This window comes from Herbaspirillum sp. CAH-3, assembly GCF_009668275.1.
Lineage (GTDB): Bacteria > Pseudomonadota > Gammaproteobacteria > Burkholderiales > Burkholderiaceae_D > Herbaspirillum > Herbaspirillum aquaticum.
In genome coordinates this window covers 134,839-151,353 of the sequence record NZ_VSWE01000005.1, presented here as the reverse complement: position 1 = coordinate 151,353, position 16,515 = coordinate 134,839, and the positions used below count along the sequence as shown (strand labels likewise).

At 66.0% G+C, this 16,515-nt stretch carries 15 protein-coding genes; 9 read left to right on the top strand and 6 right to left on the bottom strand.

Annotated elements, in window-relative coordinates; genetic code table 11:
* Window positions 1–11 precede the first annotated feature (11 nt).
* The 6 genes from FYB76_RS08125 to FYB76_RS08100 all read left to right on the top strand — a co-directional run bounded on the left by FYB76_RS08125 (window position 12) and on the right by FYB76_RS08100 (window position 7,059).
* Window positions 12–1,196 carry an ABC transporter substrate-binding protein gene (locus tag FYB76_RS08125; RefSeq protein ID WP_154133404.1) on the top strand — a complete coding sequence of 395 codons (1,185 nt, stop codon included), beginning with the start codon at window positions 12–14 and terminating at the stop codon, window positions 1,194–1,196.
* A 48-nt stretch (window positions 1,197–1,244) separates the two neighbouring features.
* Window positions 1,245–3,137 (top strand): ABC transporter permease, encoded by a 1,893-nt coding sequence (locus FYB76_RS08120; protein ID WP_154133310.1) that lies wholly within the window; start codon window positions 1,245–1,247, stop codon window positions 3,135–3,137.
* Window positions 3,134–3,895, top strand: coding sequence for an ABC transporter ATP-binding protein (locus tag FYB76_RS08115; RefSeq protein ID WP_154133309.1), 762 nt, complete (start codon window positions 3,134–3,136; stop codon window positions 3,893–3,895). The genes FYB76_RS08120 and FYB76_RS08115 overlap by 4 nt, the downstream gene beginning before the upstream one ends.
* Entirely contained in the window at window positions 3,892–4,545 is a 654-nt protein-coding gene (locus FYB76_RS08110; RefSeq protein ID WP_154133308.1) for an ABC transporter ATP-binding protein, read from the top strand. Before FYB76_RS08115 ends, FYB76_RS08110 begins: the two co-directional genes overlap by 4 nt.
* A gap of 208 nt (window positions 4,546–4,753) precedes the next feature.
* Window positions 4,754–6,394 carry a histidine kinase famiy protein gene (locus FYB76_RS08105; RefSeq protein WP_088754444.1) on the top strand — a complete coding sequence of 547 codons (1,641 nt, stop codon included), beginning with the start codon at window positions 4,754–4,756 and terminating at the stop codon, window positions 6,392–6,394.
* Between the two features lie 56 nt (window positions 6,395–6,450).
* The gene (locus tag FYB76_RS08100) at window positions 6,451–7,059 is read left to right on the top strand and encodes a hypothetical protein (RefSeq protein WP_154133307.1); all 609 of its coding nucleotides are present in this window, start codon (window positions 6,451–6,453) and stop codon (window positions 7,057–7,059) included.
* Here FYB76_RS08100 and bioD read toward each other — a convergent pair.
* The 5 genes from bioD to bioB are packed head-to-tail and all read right to left on the bottom strand — an operon-like array spanning window position 7,037 to window position 12,417.
* The gene (bioD, locus tag FYB76_RS08095; protein ID WP_154133306.1) at window positions 7,037–7,717 is read right to left on the bottom strand and encodes a dethiobiotin synthase; all 681 of its coding nucleotides are present in this window, start codon (window positions 7,715–7,717) and stop codon (window positions 7,037–7,039) included. The genes FYB76_RS08100 and bioD overlap by 23 nt on opposite strands.
* Window positions 7,714–9,066, bottom strand: a complete 1,353-nt coding sequence (gene bioA, locus FYB76_RS08090) for an adenosylmethionine--8-amino-7-oxononanoate transaminase (RefSeq protein ID WP_370516324.1) — start codon at window positions 9,064–9,066, stop codon at window positions 7,714–7,716. The genes bioD and bioA overlap by 4 nt, the downstream gene beginning before the upstream one ends.
* A gap of 6 nt (window positions 9,067–9,072) precedes the next feature.
* Window positions 9,073–10,218, bottom strand: a complete 1,146-nt coding sequence (bioF, locus tag FYB76_RS08085; protein ID WP_154133304.1) for an 8-amino-7-oxononanoate synthase — start codon at window positions 10,216–10,218, stop codon at window positions 9,073–9,075.
* Between the two features lie 10 nt (window positions 10,219–10,228).
* Window positions 10,229–11,398, bottom strand: coding sequence for a cytochrome P450 (locus FYB76_RS08080; protein WP_154133303.1), 1,170 nt, complete (start codon window positions 11,396–11,398; stop codon window positions 10,229–10,231).
* Window positions 11,398–12,417, bottom strand: coding sequence for a biotin synthase BioB (bioB, locus tag FYB76_RS08075; RefSeq protein WP_154133302.1), 1,020 nt, complete (start codon window positions 12,415–12,417; stop codon window positions 11,398–11,400). Before bioB ends, FYB76_RS08080 begins: the two co-directional genes overlap by 1 nt.
* A 110-nt stretch (window positions 12,418–12,527) precedes the next feature.
* On the opposite strand from bioB, the gene FYB76_RS08070 reads away from it, so the two are divergent.
* The gene (locus FYB76_RS08070) at window positions 12,528–13,166 is read left to right on the top strand and encodes a GntR family transcriptional regulator (RefSeq protein WP_088754450.1); all 639 of its coding nucleotides are present in this window, start codon (window positions 12,528–12,530) and stop codon (window positions 13,164–13,166) included.
* Here FYB76_RS08070 and FYB76_RS08065 read toward each other — a convergent pair.
* A complete protein-coding gene (locus tag FYB76_RS08065) occupies window positions 13,163–14,110 on the bottom strand; it encodes an AraC family transcriptional regulator (protein ID WP_154133301.1) in 948 nt (315 codons plus the stop codon). The two genes, FYB76_RS08070 and FYB76_RS08065, sit on opposite strands and share 4 nt — an antisense overlap.
* Window positions 14,111–14,213: 103 nt before the next feature.
* Between FYB76_RS08065 and FYB76_RS08060 the strand changes: the two genes are divergently transcribed.
* Both FYB76_RS08060 and FYB76_RS08055 read left to right on the top strand, forming a co-directional pair.
* Window positions 14,214–14,963, top strand: a complete 750-nt coding sequence (locus FYB76_RS08060; RefSeq protein WP_154133300.1) for an SDR family oxidoreductase — start codon at window positions 14,214–14,216, stop codon at window positions 14,961–14,963.
* Window positions 14,964–15,088: 125 nt separating this feature from the next.
* Window positions 15,089–16,501 (top strand): PLP-dependent aminotransferase family protein, encoded by a 1,413-nt coding sequence (locus FYB76_RS08055; protein WP_154133299.1) that lies wholly within the window; start codon window positions 15,089–15,091, stop codon window positions 16,499–16,501.
* Window positions 16,502–16,515: the final 14 nt, after the last annotated feature.

The window sequence follows — 16,515 nt, the reverse complement described above, 5'->3', positions numbered from 1 at the left end:
AGCGCGGCCTCCTGTGGGCGTGCGCCGCGACCATCGTGAATCTTTCTGCGGGCGCAGCCCAGGCGCAGGACACCATCAAGATCGGCGAGATCAACAGCTACAAGGCGCAGCCAGCGTTCCTGGAGCCGTACCGCCGGGGCTGGGAGATGGCCCTGGATGAAGTCAATGCCGCCGGTGGCGTGCTGGGCAAGAAGCTGGAAGTGATCGCCCGCGACGACAACGGCAACCCCGGCGACTCCGTGCGCGTGGCCGAAGAACTGATGGCGCGCGAGCGTGTGGCATTGCTCTTTGGTGGCTTCCTCTCCAATACCGGGCTGGCGCTGACCGATTACGCCAAACAGCACAAGGTCTTCTTCCTGGCGGCCGAGCCGCTGACCGACAAGATCGTCTGGCAGAACGGCAACAAGTACACCTACCGCCTGCGTCCCTCGACTTACATGCTGGTGGCCTCCGTGGTGAAGGAAGCTGCCAAGCTGAAGAAGAAGCGCTGGGCCATCGTCTATCCCAACTATGAATATGGCCAGTCTGCGGTGGCCAGCTTCAAGACCTTGCTCAAGCAAGCCCAGCCGGATGTGGAATTCGTGGCCGAACAAGCGCCGCCGCTGGGCAAGATCGATGCCGGTGCGGTCACGCAGGCGCTGGCCGATGCCAAACCGGATGCCATCTTCAATGCGCTGTTCGCTGCTGACCTGGGCAAGTTCGTGCGTGAAGGCAATACGCGCGGCCTGTTCGACCAGGTGGAGGTGGTGTCGCTGTTGACCGGCGAACCGGAATACCTCGATCCGCTGAAGAACGAAGCGCCGCAGAACTGGATCGTCACCGGCTATCCCTGGTATGCCATCAACACGCCCGAGCACAAGAAGTTTGTGGACGCCTACCGCAAGAAATTCAACGACACCCCGCGCAATGGTTCGCTGGTCGGCTATAGCGCCTTGATGTCCATCGTCGCCGGGATCAAGAAGGCGGGCAGTACCGATGCCGACAAGCTCGCCGCCGCCTTCTCGGGCCTGAAGGTGGAGACCCCGGTGGCTTCCATCGTCTATCGTCCGCAGGATCACCAGTCCACGCTGGGGGCTTTCGTGGGGCGTACCGGCCTCAAGGACGGCCGCGGCATCATGACCAGCTTCAGCTATGTGGACGGTGCCAGCCTGCAGTTGCCGGATGCCGAGGTCAAGAAGCTGCGCCCGGCCGATTGATCCGCACACTGATCGTGTCCTTGTCCGCCTGCGGCCAGTCCTGATGCCATGACGCTTGCCAGTCTCACCGTCCAGCTGCTCAATGGCCTGGCCGATGCTTCCGCGATGTTCCTGGTGGCGGCGGGCCTGTCGCTGATCTTCGGCGTCACCCGCATCGTCAATTTCGCGCATGGCTCTTTCTACATGCTGGGGCTGTATGTGGCCTACAGCCTGGTGGAGCGCTTGGGCAGCACGGCCCTCGGTTTCTGGGGCGCACTGCTGCTGGCCGCGCTCACCGTGGCCGCGCTTGGTGCCGTGGTGGAAGTGCTGGTCCTGCGCCGCATCTATCGTGCGCCGGAACTGTTCCAACTGCTGGCCACCTTCGCCCTGGTACTGATCATCAAGGACGCCGCGCTCTGGATCTGGGGCCCGGAAGACCTGTTCGGCCCACGTGCGCCGGGACTCTCCGGTGCCGTGCATCTGCTGGGGCGGCGCCTGCCGCAGTATGACCTCCTGCTCATCGTGATCGGCCCGCTGGTGTTCGGGCTGCTGTGGCTGCTGCTCAACCGCACGCGCTGGGGCACGCTCATCCGTGCGGCCACCCAGGACCGTGAAATGCTGGGCGCACTGGGCGTGAACCAGGCCTGGCTGTTCACCGCCGTCTTCGCGCTGGGCTGCTTCCTGGCAGGACTGGGCGGCGCCGTGCAGGGACCACGCATGCCGGCCAACCTGGCTCTGGATCTCGATACCATCGGCAATGCCTTCGTGGTGGTGGTGGTCGGTGGCATGGGCTCGCTTGGCGGCGCATTTGCTGCCGCCTTGCTGATCGCGGAGGTCAAGGCGCTGTGCATCGCACTGGGCAATGTCTCCCTGTTCGGCATCGAGGTCTCGCTCTCTCGCCTCACCCTGGTCGTGGAATTCCTGGTGATGGCGGCCATCCTGGTGATGCGCCCCTGGGGCCTGTTCGGCAAACCGCTGGCGCTGGTGCGCAGCGGGGCCGGCCATGACGCGCCCCTGCGCGCAGCCGGCCGCAAGACCCGCCTGGCGGGGTGGGCTGCGCTGCTGGTCTTGCTGGCCCTGCCTTTGCTGGCGACCCGGTTCCCCTATCTGCCGGTGCTGATGGTGGAGATCCTGATCGCCGTCCTCTTTGCCGCCAGCCTGCATTTCCTGATGGGGCCGGGCGGCATGGTGTCGTTTGGTCACGCGGCCTATTTCGGCCTGGGCGCCTATGCGGCGGCACTGGTCACGTTGAAACTGCAGTGGCCGATGCCGCTGGCCATGCTCGCCGGCGCGCTCGCGGCCATGGCCGGGGCCATCCTGTTCGGCTGGTTCTGCGTGCGCCTGTCGGGCGTCTATCTGGCCATGCTCACGCTGGCGTTTGCCCAGATCGTCTGGGCCACCATTTTCCAGTGGGACGACCTCACCGGCGGCAGCAACGGGCTGGTCGGGATTCGTCCCGCCGACGCGCTGGCCTCGCCCTTGGCGTATTACTACCTGGCCCTGGGCTGCGCCGCCCTGGGCGTGCATCTCCTGCGGCGCGTGATCCATGCGCCATTCGGTCTGGCCTTGCGTGCCGCGCGCGATGCGGCCGGGCGCGCCGAGTCGCTGGGCATGGACGTGCGCAGCCTGCAATGGGGTGGCTTTGCCATCGCCGGATTGTTCTGCGGGCTGGCCGGTGTGCTGTTCGCATTTTCCAAAGGCAGCATCTCGCCGGAAGTGGCCAGTGTGGGGCGCTCGGTCGATGGCCTGGTCATGGTCTTGCTGGGCGGCGTGCAAAGCCTGCTGGGCCCCTTGCTGGGGGCGGCACTGTTTACCTGGCTGCAAGACCTGGTGGCGCGTGAGACCGATTACTGGCGCGCCTTGCTGGGTGGCGTGATCCTGTTGCTGGTACTGCTGTTCCCGGGTGGCGTCGCAGGTGCATGGCGCGGCGTGCGTGCGTCCGCGAAGGAGGAGGGCGCATGAGCCTGCTGCAAGTCGATGGCCTGCGCAAGTCTTTCGGGGGTGTCGCTGCGCTCGACGGCGTGTCCTTCGCGCTGCCGGCCGGACAGATGCTGGCGCTGATCGGGCCCAACGGCGCCGGCAAGTCGACCTGCTTCAATGTCATCAACGGCCAGCTGCGCCCCGATGCCGGACGTGTCCTGCTTGATGGTCAAGACATCGCCGGCCTCGACGCCCGCCGTATCTGGCGGCGTGGGGTGGGACGCACCTTCCAGGTCTCGGCCGCCTTTGCCTCGCTCACCGTCCTGGAAAACGTCCAGGCTGCCTTGCTCTCGCATCATCGCCGGCTGTGGCAATTGTGGCGTCCGGCGGCGGCCTGCCTGCGCGAACAAGCCATGGACCTGCTCGCGCAGGTCGGCATGGCCGACCAGGCAGGGCGCGCCTGCAGCGTGCTGGCCTATGGCGACATCAAACGCGTCGAGTTGGCCATGGCGCTGTCCAATGCGCCGCGCCTGCTGCTGATGGATGAACCGACGGCCGGCATGGCCCCGCGCGAGCGACAGGCGTTGATGGCCCTCACGCGCCGTCTGGTCAGCGAACGCGGCTTGTCGGTGCTGTTTACGGAGCACAGCATGGATGTGGTCTTCGCCTTTGCCGACGAGATCATCGTGCTGGCACGCGGCCAGTTGATCGCACAAGGCAAGCCGGATGCGGTACGCCAGGATGCCCGCGTGCGCGAGGTCTATTTCGGTTCCGGCGCCAGTTTCGGGAGCGCTGCATGAGGCCGCCCTTGCTGCAAGTGCAGGGCTTGCATGCCTATTATGGGCAGGCGCATATCCTGTTTGATCTCTCGCTGGAAGTCGGACGCGGCGAAGTGGTCGCACTCACCGGCCCCAACGGCGCGGGCAAGTCCACCACGCTCAAAGCGCTGATGGGCCTGCTCGAAGGCACGCAGGGCAAGGTCACCCTGGACGGACGTGACATCACGCCCCTGGCCCCTTTCCGGCGCGCAAGGCTGGGGCTGGGCTTCGTCCCCGAGGACCGGCGCATCTTCACCGAACTGAGCGTGCTGCAGAACCTGGAGACCGGCCGCCAGCCGCCCCGCCCAGGTGTTCCGGGGTGGACCCCGCAGGCGCTCTTCGCGCTTTTCCCCAACCTGGGCGCCATGCCCCATCGCCCTGGCGGACGCATGAGCGGCGGCGAGCAGCAGATGCTCACCATCGCCCGCACGCTCATGGGAAATCCTGCGTTGTTGCTATTGGACGAACCCTCCGAAGGGGTAGCGCCCGTCATCGTCGAGCAGATGGCCCGCATGATCCTGCAATTGAAGCAGCGCGGCATGTCCATCCTGTTGTGCGAGCAGAATACGCACTTCGCGGCCATGGTCAGCGACCGTTCTTATACGCTGGATCAAGGCCGCTTGTTGACGTAGGAAAGCACGACACTGCGGCCAGCTCATCCATGGGAATCCCGCCTGTGGCAAGGCTGGCGACAGGCAGGCAAAAAGATGTAACAGGCCACTCGCGTTCCTGTTGCAAATCGCGGGGAACCGATGAGGTACTCCGTGTCCAAACTCCTGAAAGCAGCTCGCTTCCCGTTGCCTCACTGCAACCGAAAACAGCCAAACGGAGAAAAATACAATGCCCACATTCGCCAGGCACCCCACGGTGCATTGGCCTGCCGACGACTTCAATGATGCAGGAATACGTAACGACCACGCCAAGGTCGCGGTAGGCGATGACGCCAACGATATCTTTTTTGCCGCCGTCGAAATGACGCGCATGCCGATGATCGTGTCGGATCCGAACCGGCCTGACAACCCGATCATCTTCGTCAACAATGCCTTCATCAACATGACCGGCTACAGCCGCGCCGAAGTGGTGGGCAAGAATTGCCGCTTCCTGCAAGGCCCGGAAACCGACATGTCGGTCGTGGCGCAGGTCCGCGAAGCCGTGGCCGAGCGCCGCGAAATCGCCACCGAACTGCTGAACTACCGCAAGAACGGCTCCACCTTCTGGAATGCGCTCTTCATTTCCCCGGTCTATGACCAGCATGGCGAGCTGAAGTATTTCTTCAGTTCCCAACTGGACATCAGCCGCCGCCGCGACGCCGAGCAGGCGCTGGGCCAGGCGCGCAAGATGGAGGCGCTGGGCCAGCTGACCGGCGGTATCGCGCACGACTTCAACAACCTCCTGCAGGTCATCAGCGGCTACCTGGACATCATCAACCTGGCCCTGCGCAGCGACAAGCCCGACCTCGACCGCGTGGCGCGCAGTACGGACAGCATCCGCAAGGCCTCCGGCAAGGCCGCCATGCTGACCCAGCAATTGCTGGCCTTCGCCCGCAAGCAGCGGCTGGAGGGGCGCACCATCAACCTCAATTCGCTCACGGAGGGTTTTACCGATCTCGTGCAGCGCACGCTCGGTGGCGACATCGAAGTACAAACCGAGCTGGGTCAAGGCTTGTGGAATTGCCGCGTCGATCCGACCCAGATGGAAGTGGCGCTGCTGAACGTGCTCATCAATGCGCGCGACGCGATGTCCGGCAAGGGAACGGTGCGCATCCATACAAGCAATGAAGACCTGACTTCTGAAGATCGGGCGATCCAGCTGGGCGTGAAACCCGGCCTCTATGTATGCATCGCCGTTTCCGACAACGGCCCCGGCATTCCGCCCGACATCCTGCCGCGCGTGATGGATCCCTTCTTCACGACCAAGGACGAAGGCAAGGGCACAGGGCTGGGATTGTCGATGGTGTATGGCTTCGTGAAGCAGTCCGGCGGTTCGGTGCGGATTTCATCGGGCATGGACCGTGGCACGACCGTCTCGATCTACTTCCCGGCCACGCAGGACCAGGTCGGCGGCGCCTTCGAGTACGACAACCGCACCCATAGCCAGGGTGGCCACGAGCACGTCCTGGTGGTAGACGATAGAATCGAGGTCGCCGAGCTGGCCCAGGCGATGCTGGAGAGCCTGGGTTACCGTGTCAGCATGGTCAACTCGCCGACGCAAGCCCTGCAGGTCCTGCGTTCGGAGCCGAAGGTGGACCTGCTGTTCACCGACCTGATCATGCCCGGCAGCATGAATGGGGTGGTACTGGCGCGGGAGGCCCGGCGCATGATACCTTCCATCAAAATTTTATTAACTACCGGTTATGCCAGTGAGTCGATAGAGCGGCATGGCGCCGATGGCGAGTTTGCCGTCATCGACAAGCCTTATCGCCACGATGAACTGGCCCGAAAGATCCGCATTGTCCTCGACGGCGCCACTGGCGTGAGCTGAAAAAAATAACAACAAGTCGTCCGTACACGTGCCCTCACACGAAGGGGAGTCGTCCCATGCAATTGGATCACCTGCTGGCCAAGGCGCAGTCCTTGGCCTATCGGATCTCGGCCGAATACAACGGCCAGCCGCTGCCCGATGACCGCCGTGCCTGCGCCGCCATCGGCTGCCTCACCGTGGCCCAGCAGCACCACTGCGGCATCATCCTGCTGCTGCGCAATGACATGCCGGTGCACGCCTCGGCCTTTGCCTTGATCGGTCCCCAGATCGAAACCGCATTCAATGCCCTCTGGCTGTGGTACTGCGCTACTGAGGAGGAGATCACGCGCTATCTTTCGGATGGCAGCGGCAAGAGCATGCGCCAGCTGGTCACCCAGGTCGACAGCGCACTGGCCGGGCGTGATGGCCAGGAGGCGGCCATCGTGCGCGGTCACTGGGCGCGCCTGAGCGACTTCGTGTTTTCCGGCGAACGCCGCATCCGCCGCTGGCTCGACGCCAATGAGGTCGATGCCCTGTATTCGGAAGAGGCCGTCACCGAACTGGTGGAGCTGTCCAATTCGATGGCCGAGCTGGGACTGGCCAGCTATCGCACCATCCATGACAAGCATTTCACGGCGGTGCGCAATGAGCTCGCCCGTGGCCTCAGGATGGATCAGGCCAAGTAAGACGCGCAGCAGCCTGCGCCGCCGTCATGCCCGGCAACCACGGCAGGCGGCCCAGCAGCGGCGCCCGCAGGCGCTGCATGAGCGACGCCACCATGGCCTCACCCTGTTTTTCTCCCGCATCGATATGGTTGGCGACCCAGCCGGCCAGGCGCAAGCCCCGGGCACGGATGGCCTGCGCGCTGAGCAAGGCGTGATTGATGCAGCCCAGGCGGATGCCCACCACCAGCACCACCGGCAAGCCCAGTCGCACTGCCAGGTCATCGCTGTTGTGCTCGGCATTGAGCGGCACCATGAAGCCTCCCGCACCTTCCACCACCAGGACATCGCAGGACGATTGCAACTGCGCATGGCATTGCAGCAGGTGTTCCAGCGTGACCTGCACGCCTTCTCGCGCCGCCGCGATATGCGGCGCCGTGGCCTGACGCAGCAGGTAGGGGTTGACCAGCTGCGCCGGCAAGGCGGCATTGGAGGCGGCCTGCAAGGCTTGCACATCCTCGTTGCACCACACGCCCTCATGCAGGAAAGCCCCCGAGGCCACCGGCTTCATGCCGCCGGCCCGCAAGCCGCTTGCCGCATGCAGGTGGATCAGTGCGCAGGCCACCAGCGTCTTGCCCACGCCGGTATCGGTGCCGGTGACGAAACAGCTGCGGCCGTTCATGCCTTCTCCTTCCCGTTGAGTGCCGCATCGAAAGCGGCATGCAGCCGTTCACCCAGCCACTGCGCCTGCTGCGCGTCGATGATGTAAGGCGGCATCACATAGAGCGCGGTACCGATCGGGCGTACCAGCAGTTCGCGCTGCGCAGCTTCCCGGGCAAGCCGGCGTGGGAACGCCGCTGCTGTTGCCGCATCGTCGATGCGCGCATCACAGGCCCAGATCATGCCGCGCTGGCGCACGTGCTGCACGCGGGCATCCTGTGCCAGCGGCTGCAGGGCTTGCGCCAGCAGCGCGGCGATGCGGCCGTTGCGTTCGATCACCTGGTCCTGCTCGAAGATGTCCAGCGTGGCCAGGGCAGCGCGGCAGGCCAGGGCATTGCCGGTGTAGGAGTGCGAATGCAGGAAGCCGCGCCGCACGTCATCGTCATAGAAGGCCGCATAGATGGCGTCGCTGGCCATCACCAGCGACAGCGGCAGGTAGCCGCCGCTGATGCCCTTGGACAGGCACAGCAGGTCCGGCCAGATTGCGGCCTGTTCGCAGGCGAAGAAGCTGCCGGTGCGTCCGCAGCCGACCGCGATCTCGTCGGCGATCAGGTGCGCCCCATGCGCATCGCACAGGGCACGCAGGCCGCGTACGTAGTCCGGATCATGCATGGCCATGCCGGCCGCACACTGCACCAGCGGCTCGACGATGATGGCGGCGATACGCCCGCTGCGTTCCTGCAGCAGCCTTTGCACATCGGCCAGGGCGCGGCGGCTGACATCGGCGGCGTTTTCGCCGGGGCCGGCCAGGCGCGCATCGGGCGAGGCGGCGATATGGGCCGGGCGCAGCAAGGCCTCATAGGCGCTGCGGAACAAGGGAGTGTCGGTCACGCCCAGCGCGCCCACGGTCTCGCCGTGATAGCCGCCGGCGATGCAGATGAATTCGTTCTTGTCTGCACGCCCGGCATTGCGCCATGCATGCACGCTCATCTTCAGTGCGATCTCCACCGCCGAGGCACCATCGGAGGCAAAGAAGCAATGCCCCAGCGCATGGTCGGTGCGTGCTGCCAGCCGCTCGGAGAGCTGCACCACCGGCTCATGGGTGAAACCGGCCAGCATGGCATGCTCCAGCCGTCCCAGCTGCTCGACCAGGGCGGCATTGATGCGCGCGTTGGTATGGCCGAACAGGTTGACCCACCATGAACTGATGGCGTCGAAGTAGCGCCGCCCGTCGGTATCGACGAGCCAGGGGCCATGTGCGCTGGCCAGTGCAATGGGCGGCGTGCGTTCATGCTGGCGCATCTGGGTGCAGGGATGCCAGACGCTGCGCAGGCTGCGTGCCGCCAGGGAGTTGGTGATGTCCATGGGCATGTCTCCTCAGGCCAATGCGGTCAACGCGGCCACCAGGCGCGCCACGTCAGCCGAAGTGTGCAGGGCCGACAGGCTGATGCGCAGCCGCGCGGTCCCCTTGGGTACCGTGGGCGGACAGATCGCCGGCACCCAGATGCCTTGTGCGCGCAGGGCGGCCGAGAGCGCGCGGGCGGCGGCGTTCTCGCCCACGATCAGCGGCTGGATCGCGGTGGCCGAAGGCAGCAGCGACCAGGGCAGGCCGGCCAGGCCCGCGCGCAATTGCGCGGCCAGTGCCTGCAGCCGTTCGCGCCGCCAGTCTTCGCGCGCGATCAGCGCGAGGCTGGCCGAGGTGGCGGCCGCCAATGCGGGCGGATGGGCCGTGCTGAACATGTAGGTACGCGCCCGCTGCAGGATCCATGCAAGCACGCCAGCATCGCCCGCGACGAAGGCCCCGGCTACCCCGGCTGCCTTGCCCAGCGTCCCCATGGTCAGCACATGCGCTGCGCGCACCCCGGCCAGGGCCAGGCTGCCGCGTCCTTGCGGGCCGAGCACCCCCAGGCCGTGGGCATCATCCACCAGCAGCCAGGCATCGTGCCGGCCGCAGACTGCCACCAGTTCGACCAGCGGTGCCAGGTCGCCATCCATGCTGAAGACGGCATCGGTGAGCACCAGCTTGCGCCCGGTGGTGCAGCGGGCCAGCACCTGCTCCAGGCGTACTGCATCGTTGTGCGGGAACACCTTCAGGCTGGCCCCGGACAAGCGCGCTCCATCGATCAACGATGCATGGGCGAGGCGATCCACGATGACGGTATCTCCTTTGCCCACCAGCGCTGCCGTGACCCCGAGGTTGGCCATGTAGCCACTGCCGAACACCAGGGCCGAAGGCATGCCGACAAAGGCGGCCAGTTCGCTTTCCAGCGATTCATGGGCGCGGCTGTGGCCGCTGATCAGGGGCGAGGCGCCGGCGCCCATGCCGTAGCGTTGCAGGGCGTCGGTGGCAGCGGCAATGAGGGCGGGATGGTTGGCCAGGCCCAGGTAATCGTTGCTGCAGAAGGACAGCTCCTGGGTGCCATCGACCTGCAGCAGCGGACCTTGCGGCCCCTCGACCACGCGCCGTGTGCGCAGCAGGCTCTGGCTGGCCAGGGCCTCCAGCCCGGTGGTGAAATCTTGCATGGAAGTGCTTTCAGAAAAATACAGACAAGCGGTCCAGTGCCCGGTAGGCGGCATTGTCTTGCCAGATCGGTGGCGTGTCGGCGAGTGTGAGCGCAGGCAGGCGCTGTATCAGGGCGCTGAAGGCGATCTCGGCTTCCAGCTGCGTCAGCGCCGCACCCAGGCAGACGTGAGGCCCTTGGCCAAAAGACAGGTGCATGCCCTCGTCGCGCCGGATATCAAAGCGATGGGGCTCGCTGAAGCGCCGCGCGTCATGATTGGCCTGGCCGATATGCAGGATGGCCAGTTGCCCGCGCCGCAAGGTCTGTCCGCCCATTGCCACATCCTGCAGCAGGCGCCGACCCGTGTATTGCACCGGACTGTCATGGCGCAGCATCTCGCGCACGGCCAGGCGCAACGCCGCCGTATCGTCTTGCTGTGCCTTCAGGGCTGCCCATTGGTCCGGATGCTGCAGCAAGGCCAGCAGTCCGTTGCCCAGCAAATTGCGTGTGGTTTCGTAGCCGGCAAAGAGCAGGGTGCAGCACTGTGCCAGCAATTCGGTGCGGTTCAGCTGGCGGTCCTGGTGGGCTTGCAGCAGCGTGCTCACGAGGCAGCCAGGGGCCAGGTCGGCAGGGCGTTCCAGCACCTGCGTGAAGAACTGGCACAGCTCCGCCAGGGCGTCTTGCGCGGCGCGCGTTTGTGCTGCATCCGGTGTCGGGCTGCCGATGAAGGCGGCGAGATCGGCGGCCCAATCGATGAACTGCGCAGGCACGCGATCCGGCAATCCCAGCAATTGCGCAATCACCAGCGCGGGCAGTGGCCGTGCAAAACGCCCGATGAAGTCGAATCCGTTTGCTGACTTCGGATCAGCGACGATGTCATCGATCAAGCGATGCGCCAGTGCGGTAATGCCCGCGCGCTGCGCTTGCAGCTCAGCCGGCTTGAAGCCCGGATTGAGCACACCGCGCAGGCGGCGATGGGCGCGTCCGTCAAGGAACAGCAGCGAACGCGAAAAGAGCCGCTTGAAGCGCTGCTGCGCCTGCTGGTCGCAGTCATCGTCGCTGCGCTCGCCGAGAGCGCTGTTGATCCAGCGCGCCGCCCGTCGCACGGTGAAGCGGGGATCACGCAGCGCGCTGGCCACTTCCTCGTAGCCGCTGATGACCCAGGCCCCGCCGCAATACGCGGTGCTCCAGTGCAGGTGCATCAGGCAGCCGCAGGCGCCGCCTGCAGGCCCAGGCGCTGCAACAGGTCGCGGTCGGCGGAGACCGGTGCATTGGCCGTGGTCAGCAGCTTGGCACCCAGGAAGATGGAGTTGGCTCCCGCTGCAAAGCACAGTGCCTGGGTCGCGTCGCCCATGCTTTCGCGTCCGGCCGAGAGGCGAATGACCGCATGCGGCAAGGCGATGCGGGCCACGGCGACCGTGCGCACGAATTCGAATTCGTCCAGCGGCGCCACATCCTGCAGGGGCGTGCCGGCAATGGGCACCAGGTGATTGATGGGCACTGACTGCGGCGGCACCGGCAGGCTGGCCATCTGGGCGATCAGCCCGGCGCGCTGGGCGCGTGTCTCGCCCATGCCGATGATGCCGCCGCAGCACACGTTCAGGCCGGCGTCCTGCACCCGTTGCAGGGTCTGCAGCCGGTCCTGGTAGGTGCGGGTGGAGATCACCTGGCCATAGAAATCGGGGGCGGTATCGAGGTTGTGGTTGTAGTAGTCCAGCCCGGCCTGCTTGAGCGCCTCGGCCTGGGCCTGCTCCAGCATGCCCAGCGTCATGCAGGTTTCCAGCCCCAGCGCGCGCACCTGGCTGACCATCTCGGTGAGGGCGGCCATGTCCCGCTCCTTGGGGTTGCGCCAGGCGGCACCCATGCAGAAACGGGTGGCGCCCTGGTCGCGCGCGGCTTGCGCCGCCTGCACCACCTGGTCCACGCCCATGAGCTTGCCGGCCGGGACCTTGGCCTCCTTGTGATGCGCCGATTGCGAGCAGTAGCCGCAGTCTTCGGCGCAGCCCCCGGTCTTGATCGACAACAGGCTGGAGAGCTGGACTTCGTTGGGCCGATGGTGTTGCCGATGCACCGTCTGGGCGCGGTACAGCAGGTCGAGGAAGGGCAGCTCGAAAAGCTGCGCGACGGCGCTGCCATCAATGGCCGCAGCTGGGCGGTGGAAATGCAGCGGCGCGCTGGCCTGGTGGCCGTTGGCAGCGGAAGGGGCGGGGCACTGGCTCATCGATAAAATCCGGTCCGTGAGTGAAAAGGCTTAGAATTCAACGTCGGCGGATTCTAACTTCGCTCAATTTCGTAGAACAATTTCTTTTTTCATAGATTATCTATAAATATATGGCGCACCAAACCGAGCATCCCAGCACCGTTGAACGCATTGCCGAGGTGCTGCGCACGCGCATCATTCGCGGCGATATCGCAGGTGGGGCGGCGCTGCGGCAGGATCACGTGGCCCAGGAATTCCAGTCCAGCCACGTACCCGTGCGGGAAGCATTTCGCCAGCTGGAGGCACAGGGATTGGTACTCACTTTGCCCCGTCGCGGGGTAAGGGTGACGCAGGTAGACCGGGCCGCGGTCAAGGAAAATGCGGAGATGCGCGGCGCGCTGGAAATCCTGGCCCTGCGCCACAGCGTGCGCAAGTTCGGGCCGCAGCACATCGCCCGCCTGGAAGAGGCCCAGGACGCCTGCGCCCAGGCTGCCTCGCTCATCGAATGGGATGCCGCCAACAACCTGTTCCACGACATCCTCTCCAGCGAATGCGGCATGCCGCGCCTGCTGGCGGTGTTGAAGCAGCTGCAGCTGACCAATTCACGCTATCTGTTTTCGACCGGCTTCAAGCGCGGCTGGCAGCCGCGCTCGGATCACGACCACCGCCTCATCATCGAGGCCCTGCGCGACAAGAAGACCGACCGTGCCGTGCAGCTGCTGAGCATGCATATCGGCACCATGGAGCGAGTGGGATTCGTTGCCGCCTAGCTGCTGCCCTGGCGGGCGAATACCGAAGGCGGCACGCCCACATGGCGGCTGAAGGCCACACTGAAGGTGGACGCCGAGCTGTAGCCGACCTGTTGCGCGACTTCCGCCATGGAGCCGTCATCGCGCAGCAACAGTCGCTTGGCCAGTGCCATGCGCCAGGCCAGCAGGTATTCCATGGGCGCCAGCCCGACTTCGCGGCGGAAGCGTTCGAAGAAGGACGACCGTGACAAGGCGGCTGCGCGCGCCAGTCGCGCCACGCTCCAATCCTCGGCGGGATGTGCATGTATGGATCGCAGGGCCGAGGCGAGCCGTACATCGCCCAGGCCGCGCAGCAGGCCGGGGGAGGCAGCAGCGCCGGCATCGGCGCTGGAGCGCAGGGCTTCGATCAGCAGCACCTCCAGCAGGCGCGCCAGCACCACATCACGGGCCGGGCGTTCGGCGCGGTATTCGTCGCCCACCAGTTGCACCAGCGTTGCCAGCCGCGCGTGTGCCCGCGCCACCACCAGGCTGGGCAGCAGCGACAGCAGCAGCGGCGTGTCGGGCGACTCGAAGACGCAATGGCCCACCACCAGCTGTACCTCCGGCGGCAGGCCCAGAGTGCCCAGGTGATAGCGGCCATCGGGCAGGCGCGGCGGGGGATTGTCTTCGTCGAGGACGGCGTCCTCGCACTCCGCCATGCTGGCCAGGGTAAATCCTTGCATGGCAGGTGCCAGGAAAAAATCCCCTGCATGCAGCACGATGCCTTCATCCCCGGGACCCACACCCGGCCATGCGCGCAGAATGCGGCAACTGCCTTCCAGCACGGCGCAATAGAAGGCCAGCTCCGGCCGCGAGCGCTGTACGCGCCAGCCGCCGGCGCCTTGCACATACTTGGTGTAGCGGGCGGCGGGCCGCAGCAGGCCGACCACTTCGGCCAGGGGATCGGACAATGCGGTGTCGGACATGGCTGGACGATTGCAAATGAATGATGGACTCCTGATTGTAGCAAGTCCGGTGATCAGCGCCTATGCTTTGCCTTGTCCTCTCCCACACCACAAGGAAACGTTCATGAAAACCGTCCTCATCACTGGCTGTTCGTCCGGCTTCGGCCTGGAAATCGCAAGCTACTTCCTGCAACGTGACTGGCAGGTCATCGCCACCATGCGCACACCGCGCAGCGACCTGCTGCCGGCCTCGCCAAACCTGCGCATCCTGCCGCTGGACGTGACCAGCGCCGCCAGCATCGCCGCAGCCCTCAGCCAGGCCGGGCCCGTCGACGTACTGGTCAACAATGCCGGTATCGGCGCGCTGGCCGCCGTCGAAGCCCAGCCCATGGAGCAGGTGCGCGAGATCTTCGAGACCAACACCCTGGGCAGCATCGCCATGACCCAGGCCGTGATCCCGCAGATGCGCCAGCGCGCTGCGGGGGTGATCGTCAATGTTACGTCCTCGGTGACCCTGCGCTCGCTGCCGCTGCTGGCGGTCTACACGGCCAGCAAGGCGGCCGTGAATGCCTTCACCGAATCGGTCGCGCTGGAGCTGGCCAGCGTGGGCGTACAGGCCCGCCTGGTCTTGCCGGGCCGGGCACCGCATACGCGCTTCGCCGACAATGCCCGCCCGCGCATGGAGGGCGCCATCCCGGATGCCTATGGCCCGCTGGCTGCCCAGGTGTTCAGCAATTTCCAGGACCATGGCCAGATCACCCACGCCAGCGACGTGGCCCAGGCCGTCTGGGAGGCCGCCACCGATCCGGCCGCACCGATGCGCATCGCGGCCGGGGAAGATGCCAGGGAATGGATGCGTACGGCCACGGCATGAGCCAGGTCGCCCGCAAAGCCTTGGTACAAAGGGAAGTTGCGATGTATGGATTTTTGTTGGTCATGCATCCATACTAGACGGCCGGCCCGCAGCCAGCCCTGCGGGCAACTTCACCCAGGATGCTCATGGCCAGACCGGAACCCCCGCACGCAACAGATCCCTCCCTGCACTGGATTGCCCGCTTTTCCGCCCATGGCGGCCCGCGCTACCTGCAAATCGTCGGCTTCATGGAGCAGGCCATTGCCGATGAGCGGCTCAAACCGGGTGACCGCCTGCCGCCGCAGCGGATGCTGGCCGAGCGCCTGCAGGTCGATCTCACCACGGTCACGCGCGCCTATGGCGAGGCGCGCCGCCGCCAGCTGCTCGAAGGGCGCGGCGCGGCCGGTACCTTCGTGGCCGCCCCCAAGGTGGATTTGAGCCAGGTGATCGACCTGTCGATGAACATACCGCCGCCGCCCACCGGGATCGACCTGGACGACCTGCTGCGGCAGGGCGTGTCACAGGTACTGATGCACAGCGACGTCGACCTGCTGATGACCTACCACCTGGGCGGCGGCAGCAGCACCGACCGCGCCGCCGGCGCCATGTGGCTGCAGGACATGCTGGGCCCGGTCGATGACAGCCGGGTGCTGGCTTGCCCGGGCGCACAGTCGGCCCTGGCCGCCTTGCTGCTGTCGCAGACCCGGCCGGGCGACACCATCCTGGCCGAGCCGCTGGCCTATCCCGGCTTGCTGGCGGCAGCGGCGCAATTGGGACGGCGCGTGGTGGCGGTGGGCGTCGATCACGAAGGCATGCGTCCCGACCTGCTCACGACCATGGTGCGCAAGCACGGCGCGCGCCTGGTCTATCTCAATCCCACCCTGCAGAACCCGACCACCCACACCATGCCGGCCACACGCCGTGCCGAGATCGCAGCGGTGGCCACGCGGCTGGATTTGCGCATCATCGAGGATGATCCCTACTGGCGCTTCGCCGTGCATGCGCCCAGGCCGCTGGCACACTATGCGCCGCGGCACGTGTTCTACGTGTCCACGCTGGCCAAGTGCCTGCTGCCGGGATTGCGGACCGCCTACGTGCTCACCCCGGAAGGACAGGCGCAGGATGAGGTGCTGGCCGCATTGCGTTCCTTCGTGCTGATGTCCACGCCACTGACCACGGCGCTATCGACCCAGTGGATACACGATGGCACCGCCGCCACGCTGGCCACCGGTATCCGGCAGGAAGCCTGGGCGCGGCAGGAGTTGGCCCTGCGTACGCTAGGTGACGAGAGCCTGGCCGACAGCGGCGGCATCCATCTCTGGAAGGCGCTGCCGGCTCATTGGAAGGGGCAGGATTTCGTGGGCCGGGCCCGGGAGGCCGGTTTGAACGTGGTATCGCAGGCCAGTTTCGTGGCCGGCGAGCCCGAGGCACAGCGCGGCATGGCGCCGCACATCCGCATTTCGCTGGGGCGTTCGCGCAGCCGCTTCGAGCTCGTCCACGCCTTGCGGCGGCTGATGGAGCTGGCCCATCGCCGCAGCTTGCGGGAAGTCGTGGTGTAGCAGGAGGAGGGGGG

What these genes read in the sequence shown, in the direction of transcription:
- FYB76_RS08120 (WP_154133310.1), top strand. Translation starts at nt 1,245, where the DNA reads ATGACGCTTGCCAGTCTCACCGTCCAGCTGCTCAATGGCCTGGCCGAT.
- FYB76_RS08115 (WP_154133309.1), top strand. Translation starts at nt 3,134, where the DNA reads ATGAGCCTGCTGCAAGTCGATGGCCTGCGCAAGTCTTTCGGGGGTGTC.
- FYB76_RS08110 (WP_154133308.1), top strand. Translation starts at nt 3,892, where the DNA reads ATGAGGCCGCCCTTGCTGCAAGTGCAGGGCTTGCATGCCTATTATGGG.
- FYB76_RS08105 (WP_088754444.1), top strand. Translation starts at nt 4,754, where the DNA reads ATGCCCACATTCGCCAGGCACCCCACGGTGCATTGGCCTGCCGACGAC.
- FYB76_RS08100 (WP_154133307.1), top strand. Translation starts at nt 6,451, where the DNA reads ATGCAATTGGATCACCTGCTGGCCAAGGCGCAGTCCTTGGCCTATCGG.
- bioD (WP_154133306.1), bottom strand. Translation starts at nt 7,717, where the DNA reads ATGAACGGCCGCAGCTGTTTCGTCACCGGCACCGATACCGGCGTGGGC.
- bioA (WP_370516324.1), bottom strand. Translation starts at nt 9,066, where the DNA reads ATGCCCATGGACATCACCAACTCCCTGGCGGCACGCAGCCTGCGCAGC.
- bioF (WP_154133304.1), bottom strand. Translation starts at nt 10,218, where the DNA reads ATGCAAGATTTCACCACCGGGCTGGAGGCCCTGGCCAGCCAGAGCCTG.
- FYB76_RS08080 (WP_154133303.1), bottom strand. Translation starts at nt 11,398, where the DNA reads ATGCACCTGCACTGGAGCACCGCGTATTGCGGCGGGGCCTGGGTCATC.
- bioB (WP_154133302.1), bottom strand. Translation starts at nt 12,417, where the DNA reads ATGAGCCAGTGCCCCGCCCCTTCCGCTGCCAACGGCCACCAGGCCAGC.
- FYB76_RS08070 (WP_088754450.1), top strand. Translation starts at nt 12,528, where the DNA reads ATGGCGCACCAAACCGAGCATCCCAGCACCGTTGAACGCATTGCCGAG.
- FYB76_RS08065 (WP_154133301.1), bottom strand. Translation starts at nt 14,110, where the DNA reads ATGTCCGACACCGCATTGTCCGATCCCCTGGCCGAAGTGGTCGGCCTG.
- FYB76_RS08060 (WP_154133300.1), top strand. Translation starts at nt 14,214, where the DNA reads ATGAAAACCGTCCTCATCACTGGCTGTTCGTCCGGCTTCGGCCTGGAA.
- FYB76_RS08055 (WP_154133299.1), top strand. Translation starts at nt 15,089, where the DNA reads ATGGCCAGACCGGAACCCCCGCACGCAACAGATCCCTCCCTGCACTGG.